Origin of the sequence: Tranquillimonas alkanivorans, assembly GCF_900115595.1 — a bacterium.
GTDB lineage: Bacteria > Pseudomonadota > Alphaproteobacteria > Rhodobacterales > Rhodobacteraceae > Tranquillimonas > Tranquillimonas alkanivorans.
This window is the reverse complement of record NZ_FOXA01000005.1, coordinates 53,938-69,577: the sequence shown is the minus strand read 5'-3', so window position 1 is coordinate 69,577 and position 15,640 is coordinate 53,938. Positions and strand designations below refer to the sequence as shown.

Sequence of the window (15,640 nt, the reverse complement as noted above, 5' to 3'; positions counted from 1 at the left end):
ACGCCTGCCGACTGTGGTCACCAAAGCGGGATGTGGCGAAGCTCTGCCGCTCCGGCTCAGACCACGAGCATCTTCAGGCCCTGCGTCACGTCGGTCCGCACTGCCAGCCGCAGGCCCGGCTCATCCCCCGCCCTCAGCGCGGCAACGATGAGCCTGTGGTTCGACGGCACCTCCGTGCGGTTCAGCCGGCCATAGAGCTTGCGCATCGTGGGCCCCAGTTGGAGCCACACCGTTTCCGCCATCGCCAACATCGCCGGGGCCTGCGCCCGGAGGTAAAGCGTGCGATGGAACTCGAGGTTCGCGCGGATGTAGCCCACCGCGTCACGCTTCGCGATAACCTCGGCGATGGTGCCGTTGATCGCCTGCAGCCGGTCGATTAGCGCCAGGTGGGCCCGAGGGAGTGCGCGCGAGGACAGTTCGACCTCGATCAATGCGCGCAGGGCAGCAAGTTCCTCGATCCGGTCGTTGGACAGCTCCGGCGTGGCCACCCGGCCCGAGGCCGACAGCGTCAGCGCCCCCTCCGCCACCAGCCGGCGCACGGCCTCCCGCGCGGGGGTCATCGACACGTCGAATTGCTTGCCGATGCCGCGCAGGGTCAGCGCCTCGCCCGGCGGGATTTCCCCGTGCATGATCTGCCCGCGCAGGGCGCGGTACACGCGGTCATGGGCGGCCGGGGCCGTATCGGGAGGACGCGTCTGCATCAGCATGGGCCGCAGAATGCGCCTGACCCGACGACGGGGTCAATCGGTGAAGCGCCAGCGATGCAGTTCGCCGCCGTTCTGCCGCAGCCAGAGCCTTGGTGCCTCGAAGTCCGGCATCAGCCGGGCAACCGCCGCCCAGAAACGGGGCGAGTGATCCATGTGCGCCAGGTGCGCGACCTCGTGCGCGGCGACGTAGTCCAGCACCTCGGCCGGCGCGAGGATCAGCCGCCACGAGAACATCAGGTCGCCGCGCGAATTGCACGACCCCCAGCGCGAACGCGTGTCGCGCAGCGTGATCCGCCCGTGCGGGCGGCCGACGGCCGCTGCATGACGCCCCACCGCCTCAGCCAGCCGCTCGCGCGCCAGAAGCTTCAGCGCCGCCGCCACGCGGGGGCCGCAGGGCCGCCCTTCAGGCACGACGATCCGCGCCTCCTCGATCCGCGCCGCGCGCACCGGCCCAGCGGTGATCAGGCGTTCGCGCCCCTCCACCGGCAGGGCCACCCCGGGAAGCGGCCGCGCCTCCTCGGGTCGCCGGTCCAGCGCCGCGCGTAGCCACGCCTCCTTCTCGCGGGCGAAGGCCAGCGCATCGGCCTCCTTCGTCCGCCGCGGCAGCGTCAGCGTCACGCGGCCGTCCAAGCCCGAGACGCGCAAGCTGATCCGCCGCGCCCGCGTCGAGCGGCGCATGACAATCTCGATCGGCGGGTTGCCGGGAAGCGTCGCCTGCCCCATATGCCTGTCTCGTCCGGTGTCTGCCCGACCGCAGAGTAACGCCGAACGCACCGGCGCTGCCAGCGCGGGATAGGGGTCGAAAGGCTTTGACTCGTCCTTTCCGCTGTGGCACTCGGCGTCGACTCAGCGACAACCTGAAACGGACAAGGGGTACGCCATGCCCAAAGAAGAATGGGGCACCAAGCGGGTCTGCCCGACCACCGGCAAGCGGTTCTATGACCTGAACAAGAACCCGATCGTCAGCCCCTATACGGGCGAGATCGTCAACCTCGACACCGGCAAGGCCAGCCGGGCGACGATGCTGGCCGACAAGGCCGACAAGCCGACCAAGAAGAAGGCCGACATCGAAGAGGATGACGTGGTCTTGGAAGACGACGAGGAATCCTCCGACGTCGATCTGGGCGACGACGTGCTCGAGGACGACGACGACGACAACGTGTCGCTCGACGACATCGCGGACGTTTCGTCCGACGAAGACGAAAGCTGAAAGATTTTCGGGAGGGGCGCATTTTTCTCTTGCGCCCTCCCCGCTCCTCTCATAGAGACACGCGGGCAACGGCGGCGCACCGCCGGACCCGGATGGGGCCTTAGCTCAGTTGGGAGAGCGCTTGCATGGCATGCAAGAGGTCAGGGGTTCGACTCCCCTAGGCTCCACCAAATCTCACCAAACAAATCGATCAAGCCACTATCGCACCTTAGCGGTATCCGCGGACATCCTGCGTCCACCCGACCGGATGCCGTGTCGTGTTGATCCAAGTGGCGCGCTGATCCGCCGCCGGCTGCTTAGTGGCGCGAGGTCACGCACTTCATCCCGCTCTCTCCACTGTCCCAGGCGTCGGCCCGGGTGAGACCTGTGGCGTCTGCGAAACTGCGGCCGAAGGGCGTCTCGGCATTCGGCGGCTCAAGCGGCGCCGCCCCGGGCGTCAGGCGATGGCGCAGGAAGGCGATGGGGTGAGCGCGCAGGGTCAGGCGCATGGCGACATAATCCTCGACCACCTGCTCGCCCTCGCTCATCGGCGGCAGATGGGCGGCGGGCTCGACGATCCCCTCCCCGTCCAGATCCCCGGCGAAGAGCGGCAGGGGCTTGTCAGAGCCCAGTGCCCGCGCTTCCCAGATTGCGTCGCGGCGGCTCAGGCCGATGGAGGCAAAGGCGTCGGCCTCGGCCAGTATCCGCAGGGTGCGGGGCGCGACACCCGCCCGGCGCCAGACGTCCTGGAGCGCCTGATAGCCGTTGCCGCGGGCGGCGGCGATCCAGGTCGCCTCTTCCTCGCGCATCGCCTTGATCTGGCGGAAGCCCAGGCGGAGGCAGAGGTTACCCTGCCCGTCGGGCTCCATCACGTTGTCCCAGAAGCTCTTGTTGATGCAGACCGGCAGCACCGTGACCCCGTGCTCGCGCGCGTCGCGGACGATCTGGGCGGGGGCGTAGAATCCCATGGGCTGCGCATTCAGCAGCGCGCAGGCGAAGATGCCGGGGTGCTGCCGCTTGAGCCAGGCCGAGGCATAGACCAGCAACGCGAAGCTCGCCGCGTGGGATTCGGGGAAGCCGTAGGAGCCGAAGCCCTCGATCTGGGAAAAGCAGCGTTCGGCGAAGTCACGGTCATAGCCGTTCCGGGCCATGCCGCGCAGGAAACGCTCGCGGAACTCGCTGACGTTGCCGTGCTTCTTGAAGGTGGCGAGCGCCCGGCGCAGGCGGTCGGCCTCGTCCGGGGTGAAGCCTGCGCCGAGGATGGCGATCTGCATCGCCTGCTCCTGGAACAGCGGCACGCCCAGCGTCTTGCCCAGCACCTGGCCCAGTTCGTCCGAGGGGAAGGCGACCTCTTCCTCCTGGTTGCGGCGGCGCAGGTAGGGGTGGACCATGTCGCCCTGGATCGGGCCGGGGCGGATGATCGCCACCTCGATGACGAGGTCGTAGAAGCAGCGCGGACGCATTCGGGGCAGGAAGTTCATCTGCGCCCGGCTCTCGACCTGGAAGACGCCCAGGGAATCCGCCTCGCACAGCATGTCATAGACCGCCGGGTCCTCGGGCGGCAGGGTGGCGAGGTCGTAGTCAATGCGGTGGTGCCGCGCGATCAGGTCGAAGGCCTTGCGGATGCAGGTCAGCATCCCCAGAGCCAGCACGTCGACCTTGAGGATGCCGAGCGCGTCGATGTCGTCCTTGTCCCAGCAGATGACGGTCCGGTCCTCCATCGTCGCGTTTTCGACCGGGACCAGTTCGTCCAGCCGGCCCTCGGTGATGACGAAGCCACCGACGTGCTGGGACAGGTGGCGGGGGAAGCCCACGATCTCGTAGATCAGCTCCATCGTCTGGGCCAGCCGGCGGTCGTTCGGGTCGAGCCCGATCTCGGCCATGCGGTGCACTTCCAGCCCGTTGGTCCCGAAGAACCCCCAGAGCTGCGAGGACAGCGCCGCCACGGTGTCGTCGGTCAGCCCCATGGCGCGGCCGACCTCGCGGATGGCGCGCTTGCCGCGGTAGTGGATGACCGTGGCGCAAAGCCCGGCGCGGTGGCGGCCGTAGCGTTCGTAGATGTGCTGGATCACCTCCTCGCGCCGCTCGTGCTCGAAATCCACGTCGATGTCGGGCGGCTCGTCGCGGGCTTCCGAGACGAAGCGTTCGAACACCATCGTCCCGATCTCGGGCGAGACGCTGGTCACGCCGAGGCAGTAGCAGACCACCGAGTTCGCGGCCGACCCCCGCCCCTGGCAGAGGATGTTGCGGGACCGGGCGAAGGTGACGATGTCGTTGACGGTCAGGAAGTAGGGCTCGTACTTCAGCTTGGCGATCAGGTCGAGCTCGTGGCGCAGCAGGTCGCGCACCTTCTGCGGCGCGCCGGAAGGATAGCGCCACTTCAGCCCGGCATGGGCGAGGCGCGACAGCCGCTCGCTCGCCGTCTCGCCCTCGGCGATCTCGGAGGGGTATTCGTAGCGCAGCTCGTCCAGCGAGAAGGGGCAGCGGGCGGCGATTTCCTCGGTGCGGGCGAGTGCGTCCTCGTGGCCGCGGAACAGGCGCGCCAGTTCCGCCGGGCTACGCAGGCGCTGTTCGGCGTTGGCGAGCGCGGCGCGGCCCAGGTCGTCCACCCGGCAGCCGGTTCGGATCGCCGTCAGCACGTCGGTCAGCTTGCGCCGCGCGCCGTGGTGCATCATCGGCGCGGCCGAGGCGACGGTGGGCAGACCCAGCCCCTCGGCCACGCGCGCCAGATGATCGAACCGCGCCCGGTCCTGCCCGTCGTAGCGCGGCGCGAGCAGGAGAGAGACCTGGCCGGGGAAGCGCCGGGCGAGCCGCGCCGCCTGTTTCCGCCAGCGTTTCCGCACGCCGGGGTGGAGCAGCAGTTCCGCACCCTCCCCCCATTCCAGCAGGTCGGCGAAGGACAGCTCGCAGCTCCCCTTCTCGGCCCTTGTCCGGCCCAGCGTCAGCAGGCGGCAGAGCCGACCCCAGGCGGCGCGGTCGCGTGGGATCATGGTGACGGCCGGGCCGTCGCGGGGAACGATGCGCGCGGCGGGCAGCAGGCGGGGCACGGTATAGATGGGCGCGCGCGGCGGCTCGGGCAGGTGTGGCGGCGCGGGCGGGCCGATCGGGTCGGCGTCTGCGGCACACCGCATCCGAACCTCGCGCGCGATCTCCTTCACCTGCGCATGCGCCCGGACGATTCCCGCGACGGTGTTCTCGTCGGCGATGGCCAGCGCGGTGAGGCCGACCGCGGCGGCCCGGTCCACGTATTCTTCGGGATGCGACCCGCCGGTGAGGAAGGTGAAATTCGAGGTGATGGAAAGTTCTGCGGCCATGACGGGCGCAGTATATTCACCTTATGTTCTCACGTGGAGTCGATTCGTACCTACCGCCGCCCGACGTCAGGCCGCGATTATCGCGCCGGTCACAGCCGCTCGCGGAAGGCGTCCAGCACGTGGGCATATACCTCGCGCTTGAAGGGCACGATGCTGTCCAGAAGATCTTCGGGCGGCAGCCAGCGCCACTCCGAAAACTCGGGATGCGCCGTGGCGATCCGCACGTCGGCGTCCCGCCCGTGAAAGCGCAGCAGGAACCAGAGCTGCTGCTGGCCCCGAAACTTCCCCTTCCACACCTTCGGCACCAGATGGTGCGGCAAGTCGTAGGGCAACCATTCCCGCGTCTCGTCCTCCACCGTCACGAGGCCTCGAGGGATCCCTGTCTCCTCCTCCAGCTCGCGCAGTGCCGCCTCACGCGGGTCCTCGCCCGGGTCGATCCCGCCCTGCGGCATCTGCCAAGCGTCTTCGTCCCGATCGACGCGCTGTCCCACGAAGACATGCCCCGACTCGTTGATCAGCATCACGCCGACGCAGGGGCGGTACGGAAGAAGGGCGATCTCGTCCGGTGTCATGAGTATCCCTGGAATGGAAAAGGGCCGCCCCCGAAGGAGCGGCCCATACGTCCTAATCGGCGGCGGCGCGCTGCTCGGCCAGCTGTGCCGGCCCGAGGGCAGTCAGGCCCTTGAGGATGTCAATGGCATAGGCCAACTGGTAATCCTCTTCGCGCAGCTCGGCGGCCTTCTCGGCGGCAGCGCGTTCTTCCTCGATAATGCGCTGCTCGTCCTCGCTCATCGAGTCGTTGTCGAGCGCGCCGCGCAGGTCGGCCTCGGAGCGGAGAGGCCGGTTGCCACTCTCTTCTTCCTCGGCGACCTCTTCGCCGCGCGGCGGCTGCTGCACCACGATGTCGGGCGACACGCCGAGTGCCTGGATCGAGCGTCCCGACGGCGTGTAGTAGCGCGCCGTGGTCAGCCGCATGGCGCCCTCGCCCCGCAGCGGCATCACCGTCTGGACCGAACCCTTGCCGAAACTCTTGGTGCCCACGACGATGGCGCGGCGGTGGTCCTGAAGCGCGCCGGCGACGATTTCGGACGCCGAGGCCGAGCCGCCGTTGATCAGCACGACCATTGGCTTGCCCTCGGCCAGATCACCCGTCGTGGCATTGTAGCGATCGCTGTCGGCCGAATCGCGCCCGCGGGTCGAGACGATCTCGCCCGACTCGAGGAAGGCATCGGACACCTTGATCGCCTGCGTCAGCAGGCCGCCAGGGTTGTTGCGCAGGTCCAGCACGAAGCCGTTGACGTTGTCGATGCCGCCCGCGGCCTCGACCTGCTCGGCCAGCCCTTCCTCGAGGTTCGGGAACGTCTGGTCGTTGAAAGTCGTGACGCGCAGCACAACCGTCTCGCCCTCGGTCCGGGCGCGCACGGCGGTCAGGGTGATCGTGTCGCGGATGATCGAAACGTCGAACGGCTCGTCGCGTCCTTCGCGCACGACGGTCACCAGGATCTCGCTGCCCACCGGGCCGCGCATCAGCTCGACCGCCTCGTCCAGCGTCAGGCCCAGCACCGACTCCCCGTCGACGTGGGTGATGAAGTCCCCCGCCTCGATGCCCGCGGCGTCGGCCGGCGTGCCGTCGATCGGAGAGACGACCTTCACGAAGCCCTCTTCCTGCGTCACCTCGATGCCCAGGCCCCCGAACTCGCCGCGGGTCTGCACGCGCATGTCCTCGGCGTCGTCGGGGCTCAGGTAGCTCGAGTGCGGGTCGAGCGAGGTGAGCATGCCGTCGATCGCGGCTTCGATCAGTTCGCCCTCGTCCACCTCTTCGACGTACTGCGCGCGGATGCGCTCGAAGATATCGCCGAACAGGTCGAGCTGCTCGTAGACGCTGGCCTTGCCCGCGTTCTCCTGGGCGATCAGAGGCCCCGCCACCTGGGTGGTCAACACGGCGCCGGCCAGGGTGCCGCCGAGGGCGGCCATCACGAATTTCTTCATCTGGTTGTCCTAGTCCTCATCCAGTCTGAACCACTGCCTCGGGTCCACGGGCGCGTCGCCCTCTCTCAGCTCCAAGTAAAGCGTCTCGTCGGGCGCTTGACCACCGGGCTCTGTCGCGGCGGCGGGGATCGCCGGCGCGCGGTCCGCGCCCGGCATCAGCCCGATGGGGCTGCCCGCCGGCAGCACGTCTCCGGCGCGACCATAGACCTGATCTAGTCCCGCGAACACGAGGAGATATCCGCCCGAAGGCTCAAGGATCATCACGTTTCCGTAGTCGAGCAGCGGCCCGAGATAGCGGATCGTGGCCGGCCAGGGCGTGGTCACCACCGCGCCGGGCGCCGTCTCAACCAGCAGGCCCGGACGGCGGATACCGGCGGCGTCGGGCTCGCGGAAGCCCCGGCGGACGGTTCCGCGAACCGGAAGCTCCAGGTCGCCCTTCGCCGCGGCGAAATCCGGCAGGTCGGGCGCGGCTGGATCGGCGGGCAGCGAGGCGAGGCTGGTCGCGAACCCTTCCAGCGTGTCAGCGCTCTCGATCAGCCGGCGCATCTGGGCCGGGTCCTCGGTCACGCGGCGCGGCAGTTCGGTCCGGTCCGAGATCGCCTGGCTCAGCCGGGTGCGTGCCTCCTGCACGCCGCGCAGTGCCTCTTCCAGTGTCTGCGCCGCGCCGTCCTGAAGCGCGCGCAGCGTCGCCAACTCCTCCAGCCTCGCGCGCAGCTCCTCGACCTCGGCGTGCAGCGCAGGCGTCACGTCGCTCAGAACCATGCCCGACCGCGCGGTTCCCAGCGCACCCGAGGGGTGAAGCAGCAGCAACGCCTCGGGCGAGGAGTGCATGCTTTGCAGCGCCCCAATCAGCTGCTCCAGCCGCAGGCGCTCGACCTCGAACGACTCGCGGATCGTCCGTTCGCGTGCGCTCGCCCGGCGCAGTCCCTCACGCATGGCGGCGAGCCCCGCCTCGTAGGCACGTATCGTGCGCGTCAGCGCCGCCACCCGGTCGCGGGCGCTGCCTGCCCGCTCCAACCCCGCCGCGGCCTGCTGCAACTGCGCCGCCGCGCGCCGCGCCATGTCATCCGGCGCGGCGGCCGACTGCGCCGCGACGGGAAGCGCGAGGCAGAGGAGGAGCGCCGCCAGCCTCATCTCACGATCAGGCTCTCGCCGGTCATTTCCTCGGGCGTCTCGATTTGCATCAGGTCCAGCAGCGTCGGCGCCAGGTCGGCGAGCCGCCCGTCGCGCAGCGATGCGCCGTTCGGCCCGCCCACGACGATGACGGGCACGGGATTCAGCGTGTGCGCGGTGTGCGGGCCGCCGGTGTCGGGGTCGACCATCATCTCGCAGTTGCCGTGGTCGGCGGTGACGATCATCGCGCCGCCCACCTCGTCGAGCGCCTTCAGCGCCGCGCCCAGCCCCTGGTCAACCGCTTCGCAGGCGCGCATGGCGGCCTGCAGGTCGCCGGTATGGCCGACCATGTCCGGGTTGGCATAGTTCACCACGATCAGGTCATAGCGGTCGCGGATCGCCTCGACGAACTTCTCAGTCACCTCGGGCGCCGACATCTCGGGCTGCATGTCATAGGTCGCGACGGCGGGAGATTTCGGCATGTACCGGTCCTCCCCCTCCTCCGGGGTCTCCTTCCCGCCGTTCAGGAAGAAGGTCACGTGCGGGTACTTCTCGGTCTCGGCCAGGCGGAACTGCCGCAGCTTCTGCTTCGCCACCCATTCGCCCAGCGTGTTCACGATCTTCCGCTTCGGAAAGACCGTCGCCATGAAGGCGTTGTGCTCGGTCGAGTACTCGACCATCCCCAGAAGCGCCGAAAATGTCGGCCGCTCGCCCGGATCGAAGGAGGAAAAGCCCGGCTCGCCTACGGCGCGCAGGATCTCCCGTGCACGGTCGGCGCGGAAGTTGAGGCAGAAGAATCCGTCGCCGTCCTTCGCGCCCCCGTACCCCTCGAGCACGGTGGCGGGGATGAACTCGTCGGTCTTCCCCTCGTCGTAGGAGGCCAGCACCGCCGCCTCCGCGTCTGGCGCGGTACGGCCCTTGCCGCAGATCATGGCGTCATAGGCGCTTTCGACCCGCTCCCAGCGATTATCGCGATCCATGGCATAGTAGCGCCCGATCACCGTGACGACGCGCGCCCCCTCGGGCAGCCGTTTCACTAGGTCTGCCAAGAAACCGTCGGCAGACTTCGGCGCCACGTCGCGCCCGTCGGTGATCGCGTGCACCGCCACCGGCACGCCCGCCTCCGTGATCGTCTTCGCCGCCGCGATGATGTGATCGATATGCCCGTGCACGCCCCCGTCCGAAGCAACGCCCATCAGGTGCGCCGTCCCGTTTGCGTCCTTCACCGTCGCGATGAAGTCCTTCAGCGCCGCGTTCTCGAAGAAGCTTCCGTCCTCGATCGCCAGGTCGATCTGGCCCAGGTCCATCGCCACGATCCGCCCCGCGCCGATATTGGTGTGCCCGACCTCGGAATTGCCCATCTGGCCGGTCGGCAGGCCCACGTCGGGCCCATGAGTGGTCAGCTGCGCGGTCGGGCACGTGGCCAACAGCCGGTCGAAGTTCGGCGTGTCTGCCAGAGCCGGCGCGTTGGCGGTGGTGTCCTCGCGCTTGCCCCAGCCATCGAGGATGCACAGGACGACGGGTTTCGGTGCGCTCATCGGGTCACTCCTTTCGCGACTGCCCCCTTCTAGACCCGCCGCGGGTCAGGAGAAACACTCTCCGGCCGAAAACAGCGTGCGGTCCATCTTCGGTCCTGAAATATCCCCGCCGGAGGCACCGCGCCGGGCCCGGGCCCGGCGCCACTGAAGGCGTCGCGCCGCAGGCGCGTCCGGGTTCTCACGCCCGGTGGTAGGGCGTCCCGGCCAGGATCGAGGCGGCGCGGTAAAGCTGCTCGGCCAGCATCACGCGGACCAGCATGTGGGGCCAGACCATGTCGCCGAAGGACAATGCAAAGTCGGCGCTTTCGCGCAGCGACGAATCCAGCCCGTCGGCCCCTCCGATCAGGAAGGCCACGTCCTGTCGCCCCTGGTCGCGCCACGTGGCGAGCTGCTGCGCGAAGTCCGGCGACGGCATCCGCCGGCCGCGTTCGTCCATGATGCAGGTGAGGGCGCCGTCCGGCACGGCGCGGGACAGCAGCGCGGCTTCGGCGGACATGCCGCCGCCCTTGCGATCCTCGACCTCGGTCACCCTGGCGGGGCCGAGGGATAGTTGCCGCCCGGTCTTGTCGAAACGGGTCAGGTAGTCGTCGACCATCGTGCGTTCGGGGCCGGTTTTCAGCCGGCCCACCGCACAGATATGCAGCCGCATTCAGACGCGGGCCGCGGCCTGCTCCGACGGGCTGAGCCACATCTTCTCGAGCTGGTAGAACTCGCGCACTTCCGGGCGGAACACGTGGACGATCACGTCGCCCGTGTCGATCAGCACCCAGTCGCCGGCGTCCTTGCCCTCGACCTTGCACTGGCGGCCATGCTCCTGCTTGAGCCGGTCGACCAGCTTCTCCGAGATCGACGCCACTTGGCGCGAGGAGCGGCCCGAGGCGATGACCATGTAATCGGCCATCTCGGACTTGCCGCGCAGGTCGACCTTGACCACGTCTTCGGCCTTGTCGTCTTCGAGGGATGTGAGGATGTGCTGAAGCAGCTGTTCGCTCGTCAGCGTTTCGGACACGGCCTTCATGGCCTTGTCGGATGCGGCCACGCGAACGGCCGCGTCTTGGTTGAGAGACAGGACATCGTCCTCCTTCATGGCGCGCCGCAGACGGCCCCGGCGCCGGACCTGTTCACAAGATAGCAACGCATAGGCCACTTCTCAATGACCGCGCGTGCAGCGCGTCATATCAGCGGCCGCTTCTCCGGCGTCGTGTCAGCACCACCCGCCAGCGCCGCGAGCGCATCGAGGTCGTTGATGCGCAGCGTCCCGCCCTGCCAGCCCACCAGTTGCCGCTCACGCAGCTTCGCCAAGGTCTTGTTGGTGTGCACGAGCGACAGGCCAAGCGCGTCGGCCAGATCCTGCTGACGATAGGGCAACGGCATCATGCGGTCGCGCACCAGGCCCAGCGCCTCGCCCCGGCTGAAGATGCGCACCAGTGCCCATGCGATGCGCTCGATCGCCGTGCGCTGGCCGACGGTCGCCAGCGCCTCGCCCAGGAAGCCCTCTTCCGTGGCGGCGAGCCACGTCAGGTCGTAGGCCCGACGCGGCTGGTGCTTGAACATCGTCCAGAGGTCGGAACGATTGAAAACGCACAGCGTCATGCGCGTCGTCGCTTCGACGGAATGCCGCATCTCGTCCATGAGCCCGGCCTGCAGGCCGATGAAGTCCCCCGGCAGGATGAAGTTGACCACCTGCCTCCGGCCATGGACGAGCGTCTTGTAACGCACGCCCATGCCCCGCAGGGCGGTAAAAAGCTGCGGGCTGCTCGACCCCTCCATCATCAGCTGCGTGCCGGCCTCTACCGTCAGCTCGCCGGTCTTGAACCGCTGCATGAAGGCCAGTTCGTCCTGCGTAAAGTCCTGAAAGCACGACAGGGCCCGCAGCGGACAATCCTTGCACTTCGTTGCCATGATTTCCCTGCGTCTATGTCACAGTTTAATGCCGCCTTCGATCTTTCGTTCCAGACTGCGCGCTTCACGAACATCGACAGGAGCAGGCATGGCCGCGAAGGATAGCCTCGTTTTCTCAAGCGGGCGCTACTTGATACTCGAGAAGAACGCCGTCGTGGCGTCGGACCTGCTGGAAGCGATTCGCGAGGTCGACCCAGAGGCAGAGGTCTTCGTCTGCGGCACGTATCGCTCCGCCGAGGATCACGTCGCCATGACGCCGGGGCTGGACGTGGCGTTCATCCACGTCCGCCGGGACGACCCCGAGCCGGACGCGCTGATCCGCGGGCTGCGCGGCCACGCGGCACAGGTGGTGCTGATCGAGAATGCTGATGTGCGCTTCGGCAAGACGGCGCTGCTGAACCTGCCGTTCGTCACCGAATCCGTCGCCGCCGCGCTGAACGGACTGGTGGTCGACGGACCGCAGCCCGCTGGCTAAGCGCCGCTTTGGCGGGCGCGGCCGTGGCCGCCGCCCGCAGGGCCGCCCGCCTCAGGCGGGGGACTTCAGCGTTTCGGTGCTGGCGAAGAACATCGCCTGACTGACGGCCGACCGCACCTGCTCTTCGCTGTAGGGCTTGGAGATCAGGAAGGCCGGCTCCGGCCGCTCACCGGTCAGCAGGCGCTCCGGGAAGGCCGTGATGAAGATCACCGGGATGTCCCCGAACTGCCGCAGCAGGTCGTTCACCGCATCGATGCCCGACGAGTTGTCGGCCAGCTGAATGTCGGCGAGGATCAGGTCGGGGCGCGAGGCGCTGCCCATTTCGACCGCCGCACTGCGCGTGCGGGCGACGCCGATGATCTCGTGCCCCATTTCGGAGACGATGGAGTGGATATCCATCGCGATGATCGCCTCGTCCTCGATGATCATCACGCGGCCGGCCATCGAACGCTGCATCTCGTCCACCGCGATATCGACCAGCTTCGACGCCTCGCTGGTGTCGATGTTCATGATCGTGGCGATGTCGTCGTAGCCGAAGCCCTCGACCGTGTGCAGCAACAGCGCCTCGCGCGTGTTCTTGGTCAGGTTGGCCATGTGATCCCGCGCCCGCGCCTCCAGCGGCGCCACGTCGGTGTCGTCCGACACGCCTGCCGGCGCGCCGGCGGTAGACCAGATCATGTGGAAGGCGCGGAATAGCGCCACCTTCGGCGTCGCGCTCGCGTCGAAGATACTGCGATCCTGCAGGATTGCCTCGAGCGTGGCTGCGGCGTAGTTGTCCCCGGTCGTCTGGTTGCCGGTCAGAGCCCTTGCATAGCGGCGCAGGTAAGGAAGTTCACTCGCGATCCGGGCCGACAGATCGGCACTCGTCATTTCCGATGGCATTGACGGTTATTCCCCAAAAGTCTCATGCTTTGCAGGAACCGAACGCTCACCCGGCGCGTTGGTTCCCGCTTTCGGTGGCAAAACAAGGGAAAGCATGCCGTCTTATGGGTAACAAGAATGATACGTCGAATGTCACAAGGCAGATCGACGAAAGTTTGCGTCATGTCTATCGCGAGATGGCGGAGGAGGACGTTCCCGACCGCTTCAAGCAGCTTCTGGAGCGTCTGAAGGAGCAGGAAAAACAGAATGCAAAGTGATAAGCATCCGCGGGACGAACTCGTGGAGCATCTTCCTGCGCTGCGTGCCTTCGCGATGAGTTTGACCCGCAACTCTGCCGCGGCCGACGATCTTGTGCAGGACACGATCGAAAAGGCCTGGAAGAACATCGAGTCTTTCCAGGCCGGCACGAACCTGCGCGCGTGGTTGTTCACCATCCAGCGCAATGCCTTCTACTCGTCCCGCCGCAAGGCGAAGCGCGAGGTCGCGGATGTCGACGGCGTAATGGCCGCGGCCTTGGCCGAACGGCCCGCCCATGACGGGCGGCTGGCGATGAAAGACTTCCGCACCGCGTTCGAACAGCTTCCCGACGAACAGCGCGAGGCGCTGATCCTGGTTGGGGCCGAGGGTTTTTCGTACGAGGACGCGGCAATGATGTGCGGTTGTGCGGTCGGCACCATCAAGAGCCGGGCCAATCGTGGTCGGCGGCGGCTGGCCGAGTTGCTGAGCCTGGGTGACGACGAGGATCCCACCATATCGGATACCACGAACGCATCCGTCATGGCCGGCAGCCCTTCGAGTCACTGATGGCATCGGGCCAGCGCGGCCTCGGCTGGTTCGACCGGCTTGGCGTTCGCCTCGTCCTCATGTTGGGCGTGGCGCTGCTGCCGCTCGGCCTGATCGCGATCTCGCAGACGTACCGCATGATCGAGGAGGTCAACGCGCGCACGCGCTCGGCCTTGATCGGTGAGACGCTGGACGCGGCGGCAAGCGAGCGGCAACTGATCGCCGGTACGCTGACGACCGCCCGCGCCTTGGCCACGTTGTCGGGCACCCTGACCGAGGACCTGGAACTGTGTTCGCAGATGATGCGTGCGCTGGTATCCGAGACGCCGGCGGTGGCCTTCGCAGGCGTCGCGGCCATGGATGGCGAGGTCATCTGCGGGTCGCAAGGGGTGGGCGAGACGCTGGCCGGCACAGAAGGGTTCGAGAGGTTCGCCGAAACCGGGAGTGAGTACGTCAATTCCGTCGCGAAGGGTCGCATCACCGGGCTGCCGGTGGTTGTCGTGCGCGAACCGATCCTCGAGAATGGCGAGGTCGTCGGTTTCCTTGCCATCTCGGTGCTGCACTCCGCGCTCGATGTCGAGGCGACCCTGTTTTCGCGCTCGCCGCCCCGCGACATCCTGACGTTCAACGCGCGCGGCGAAGTCCTGACCTCGGACGTCGGCCTCGATACTGCGACCGAGCGGCTGCCCGCCAACCGGGCGCTTGAACTTCTCGCGACGCCGGAGCCGAAGTTCTTCCGCGGCACCGATGCATCGGGCGAAGAGCGAATATACACGGTGGCGCCGCTTTTGCACGACAGCGCCTACATCATGGCGGTCTGGCCGCCCGAGCGTCCGGGTATCGCGCTGGCGAACGCGAGCACCGCCATCGCCTTCCCGCTGCTGATGTGGCTCGCCAGCCTCGGCGTGGCCTATTTCGCGGTGCACACGCTCGTCATCCGGTACATCCGCGACCTGCGCCGCCGCATCCGGGCATTCTCATCCACGCGCCGCCTGATGTCCGAGCCGAACTTCCGCGGGATGCCCTCCGAGATGCGCGAGGTGACCGAGGCGTTCCTGTCGATGACCGAGCAGATCGTGCGGGACGAAGCGGACCTGCAGAATTCGCTGCACGAGAAGGACGTGCTGCTGAAAGAGGTCTATCACCGGGTGAAGAACAACCTTCAGCTCATCGCGTCGATCACCAACATGCAGATCCGCAAGTCGAAGTCGCCCGAGACGCGCTTCATCCTGCGCCGGTTGCAGGACCGGGTCATGGGCCTCGCCGCGATCCACCGCAGCCTGTACCAGGCGACGGCGCTCAGCGAGGTCAGCGCCGACCGCCTGCTCAAGGACATCGCGGACCATCTGTCGGTCAGCGTGATCTCGTCGAGGTCCGACATCCAGTTCGACGTCGAGCTTGAGCCGGTGACGCTTTACCCCGACCAAGCGGTACCGCTGGCGCTTCTGCTGACCGAAGCCATGACCAACGCGATGAAGTACATTGGCCGCCCCGACGACGGCGGTCCATGGATCAAGCTTCAGTTTCGGAGGCTGACTGACGGCGTGGTGGAACTGCGGGTCAGCAACTCCACCGGCACTCCCCTGAAGGACGCGCACAACGAATCCACTGGGCTGGGCGGGCAGCTCATGGCCGCATTCACGATGCAGCTCGGCGCGACGCTGCAATCCGATACCTCGGACGGCGCCTACGTCGTCTCGGCCCGGTTCCAGCCCAGCGATTTCTCGCAAGCCGAGGACGCGGCGTGA

At 67.7% G+C, this 15,640-nt stretch carries 16 protein-coding genes and 1 tRNA gene; 6 read left to right on the top strand and 11 right to left on the bottom strand.

The genetic code is table 11. From position 1 onward, the window contains the following. Positions 1-56: 56 nt before the first annotated feature. Together BM162_RS08050 and BM162_RS08045 are read right to left on the bottom strand one after the other, a co-directional pair. Positions 57-707: a GntR family transcriptional regulator gene (locus BM162_RS08050; protein ID WP_093420204.1), complete on the bottom strand. Its 651-nt coding sequence runs from the start codon at positions 705-707 to the stop codon at positions 57-59. 33 nt (positions 708-740) lie between these two features. Continuing rightward, a complete protein-coding gene (locus tag BM162_RS08045) occupies positions 741-1,430 on the bottom strand; it encodes a M48 family metallopeptidase (RefSeq protein ID WP_093420202.1) in 690 nt (229 codons plus the stop codon). A 157-nt stretch (positions 1,431-1,587) separates the two neighbouring features. Here BM162_RS08045 and BM162_RS08040 point away from each other — a divergent pair, with 157 nt between their 5' ends. Further along, entirely contained in the window at positions 1,588-1,917 is a 330-nt protein-coding gene (locus BM162_RS08040; protein WP_093420200.1) for a TIGR02300 family protein, read from the top strand. A 94-nt stretch (positions 1,918-2,011) separates the two neighbouring features. Continuing rightward, a tRNA-Ala gene (locus BM162_RS08035) sits at positions 2,012-2,087 on the top strand. 126 nt (positions 2,088-2,213) lie between these two features. Here the strand turns inward: BM162_RS08035 and BM162_RS08030 are convergent. From BM162_RS08030 to BM162_RS07995, 8 genes are all read right to left on the bottom strand, one after another. After that, positions 2,214-5,210, bottom strand: a complete 2,997-nt coding sequence (locus BM162_RS08030; protein WP_093420198.1) for an error-prone DNA polymerase — start codon at positions 5,208-5,210, stop codon at positions 2,214-2,216. 89 nt (positions 5,211-5,299) lie between these two features. Beyond that, complete coding sequence (locus BM162_RS08025) at positions 5,300-5,782, bottom strand: RNA pyrophosphohydrolase (protein ID WP_093420196.1); 483 nt, start codon at positions 5,780-5,782, stop codon at positions 5,300-5,302. Between the two features lie 52 nt (positions 5,783-5,834). Beyond that, positions 5,835-7,199, bottom strand: a complete 1,365-nt coding sequence (locus BM162_RS08020) for a S41 family peptidase (RefSeq protein ID WP_093420194.1) — start codon at positions 7,197-7,199, stop codon at positions 5,835-5,837. Between the two features lie 9 nt (positions 7,200-7,208). After that, a complete protein-coding gene (locus BM162_RS08015; RefSeq protein WP_093420192.1) occupies positions 7,209-8,333 on the bottom strand; it encodes a murein hydrolase activator EnvC family protein in 1,125 nt (374 codons plus the stop codon). Continuing rightward, a complete protein-coding gene (gene gpmI, locus BM162_RS08010) occupies positions 8,330-9,850 on the bottom strand; it encodes a 2,3-bisphosphoglycerate-independent phosphoglycerate mutase (RefSeq protein WP_093420190.1) in 1,521 nt (506 codons plus the stop codon). Before gpmI ends, BM162_RS08015 begins: the two co-directional genes overlap by 4 nt. Before the next feature lie 178 nt (positions 9,851-10,028). Beyond that, positions 10,029-10,499, bottom strand: coding sequence for a 23S rRNA (pseudouridine(1915)-N(3))-methyltransferase RlmH (gene rlmH / locus BM162_RS08005; protein ID WP_093420188.1), 471 nt, complete (start codon positions 10,497-10,499; stop codon positions 10,029-10,031). Further along, positions 10,500-10,937, bottom strand: coding sequence for a ribosome silencing factor (gene rsfS, locus BM162_RS08000; protein WP_177215097.1), 438 nt, complete (start codon positions 10,935-10,937; stop codon positions 10,500-10,502). It abuts the gene before it with no gap. Positions 10,938-11,023: 86 nt separating this feature from the next. Then, entirely contained in the window at positions 11,024-11,752 is a 729-nt protein-coding gene (locus tag BM162_RS07995) for a Crp/Fnr family transcriptional regulator (RefSeq protein ID WP_093420186.1), read from the bottom strand. Between the two features lie 88 nt (positions 11,753-11,840). On the opposite strand from BM162_RS07995, the gene BM162_RS07990 reads away from it, so the two are divergent. Beyond that, on the top strand, positions 11,841-12,227 hold the full coding sequence (locus tag BM162_RS07990; RefSeq protein WP_093420184.1) for a hypothetical protein: 387 nt from the start codon (positions 11,841-11,843) through the stop codon (positions 12,225-12,227). A gap of 51 nt (positions 12,228-12,278) precedes the next feature. Here BM162_RS07990 and BM162_RS07985 read toward each other — a convergent pair whose 3' ends face one another. Beyond that, positions 12,279-13,097 carry a response regulator gene (locus tag BM162_RS07985; RefSeq protein ID WP_439332823.1) on the bottom strand — a complete coding sequence of 273 codons (819 nt, stop codon included), beginning with the start codon at positions 13,095-13,097 and terminating at the stop codon, positions 12,279-12,281. Between the two features lie 5 nt (positions 13,098-13,102). On the opposite strand from BM162_RS07985, the gene BM162_RS23220 reads away from it, so the two are divergent. The 3 genes from BM162_RS23220 to BM162_RS07975 are packed head-to-tail and all read left to right on the top strand — an operon-like array spanning position 13,103 to position 15,640. Beyond that, a complete protein-coding gene (locus tag BM162_RS23220) occupies positions 13,103-13,366 on the top strand; it encodes a NepR family anti-sigma factor (RefSeq protein WP_245759204.1) in 264 nt (87 codons plus the stop codon). Beyond that, positions 13,356-13,913: an RNA polymerase sigma factor gene (locus tag BM162_RS07980; protein WP_093420181.1), complete on the top strand. Its 558-nt coding sequence runs from the start codon at positions 13,356-13,358 to the stop codon at positions 13,911-13,913. The genes BM162_RS23220 and BM162_RS07980 overlap by 11 nt, the downstream gene beginning before the upstream one ends. After that, entirely contained in the window at positions 13,913-15,640 is a 1,728-nt protein-coding gene (locus tag BM162_RS07975) for a sensor histidine kinase (RefSeq protein WP_093420180.1), read from the top strand. Before BM162_RS07980 ends, BM162_RS07975 begins: the two co-directional genes overlap by 1 nt.

Coding starts and splice junctions, on each gene's coding strand:
- BM162_RS08050 (WP_093420204.1), bottom strand. CDS start 707: ATGCTGATGCAGACGCGTCCTCCCGATACGGCCCCGGCCGCCCATGAC.
- BM162_RS08045 (WP_093420202.1), bottom strand. CDS start 1,430: ATGGGGCAGGCGACGCTTCCCGGCAACCCGCCGATCGAGATTGTCATG.
- BM162_RS08040 (WP_093420200.1), top strand. CDS start 1,588: ATGCCCAAAGAAGAATGGGGCACCAAGCGGGTCTGCCCGACCACCGGC.
- BM162_RS08030 (WP_093420198.1), bottom strand. CDS start 5,210: ATGGCCGCAGAACTTTCCATCACCTCGAATTTCACCTTCCTCACCGGC.
- BM162_RS08025 (WP_093420196.1), bottom strand. CDS start 5,782: ATGACACCGGACGAGATCGCCCTTCTTCCGTACCGCCCCTGCGTCGGC.
- BM162_RS08020 (WP_093420194.1), bottom strand. CDS start 7,199: ATGAAGAAATTCGTGATGGCCGCCCTCGGCGGCACCCTGGCCGGCGCC.
- BM162_RS08015 (WP_093420192.1), bottom strand. CDS start 8,333: ATGAGGCTGGCGGCGCTCCTCCTCTGCCTCGCGCTTCCCGTCGCGGCG.
- gpmI (WP_093420190.1), bottom strand. CDS start 9,850: ATGAGCGCACCGAAACCCGTCGTCCTGTGCATCCTCGATGGCTGGGGC.
- rlmH (WP_093420188.1), bottom strand. CDS start 10,499: ATGCGGCTGCATATCTGTGCGGTGGGCCGGCTGAAAACCGGCCCCGAA.
- rsfS (WP_177215097.1), bottom strand. CDS start 10,937: ATGAAGGAGGACGATGTCCTGTCTCTCAACCAAGACGCGGCCGTTCGC.
- BM162_RS07995 (WP_093420186.1), bottom strand. CDS start 11,752: ATGGCAACGAAGTGCAAGGATTGTCCGCTGCGGGCCCTGTCGTGCTTT.
- BM162_RS07990 (WP_093420184.1), top strand. CDS start 11,841: ATGGCCGCGAAGGATAGCCTCGTTTTCTCAAGCGGGCGCTACTTGATA.
- BM162_RS07985 (WP_439332823.1), bottom strand. CDS start 13,097: ATGACGAGTGCCGATCTGTCGGCCCGGATCGCGAGTGAACTTCCTTAC.
- BM162_RS23220 (WP_245759204.1), top strand. CDS start 13,103: ATGGCATTGACGGTTATTCCCCAAAAGTCTCATGCTTTGCAGGAACCG.
- BM162_RS07980 (WP_093420181.1), top strand. CDS start 13,356: ATGCAAAGTGATAAGCATCCGCGGGACGAACTCGTGGAGCATCTTCCT.
- BM162_RS07975 (WP_093420180.1), top strand. CDS start 13,913: ATGGCATCGGGCCAGCGCGGCCTCGGCTGGTTCGACCGGCTTGGCGTT.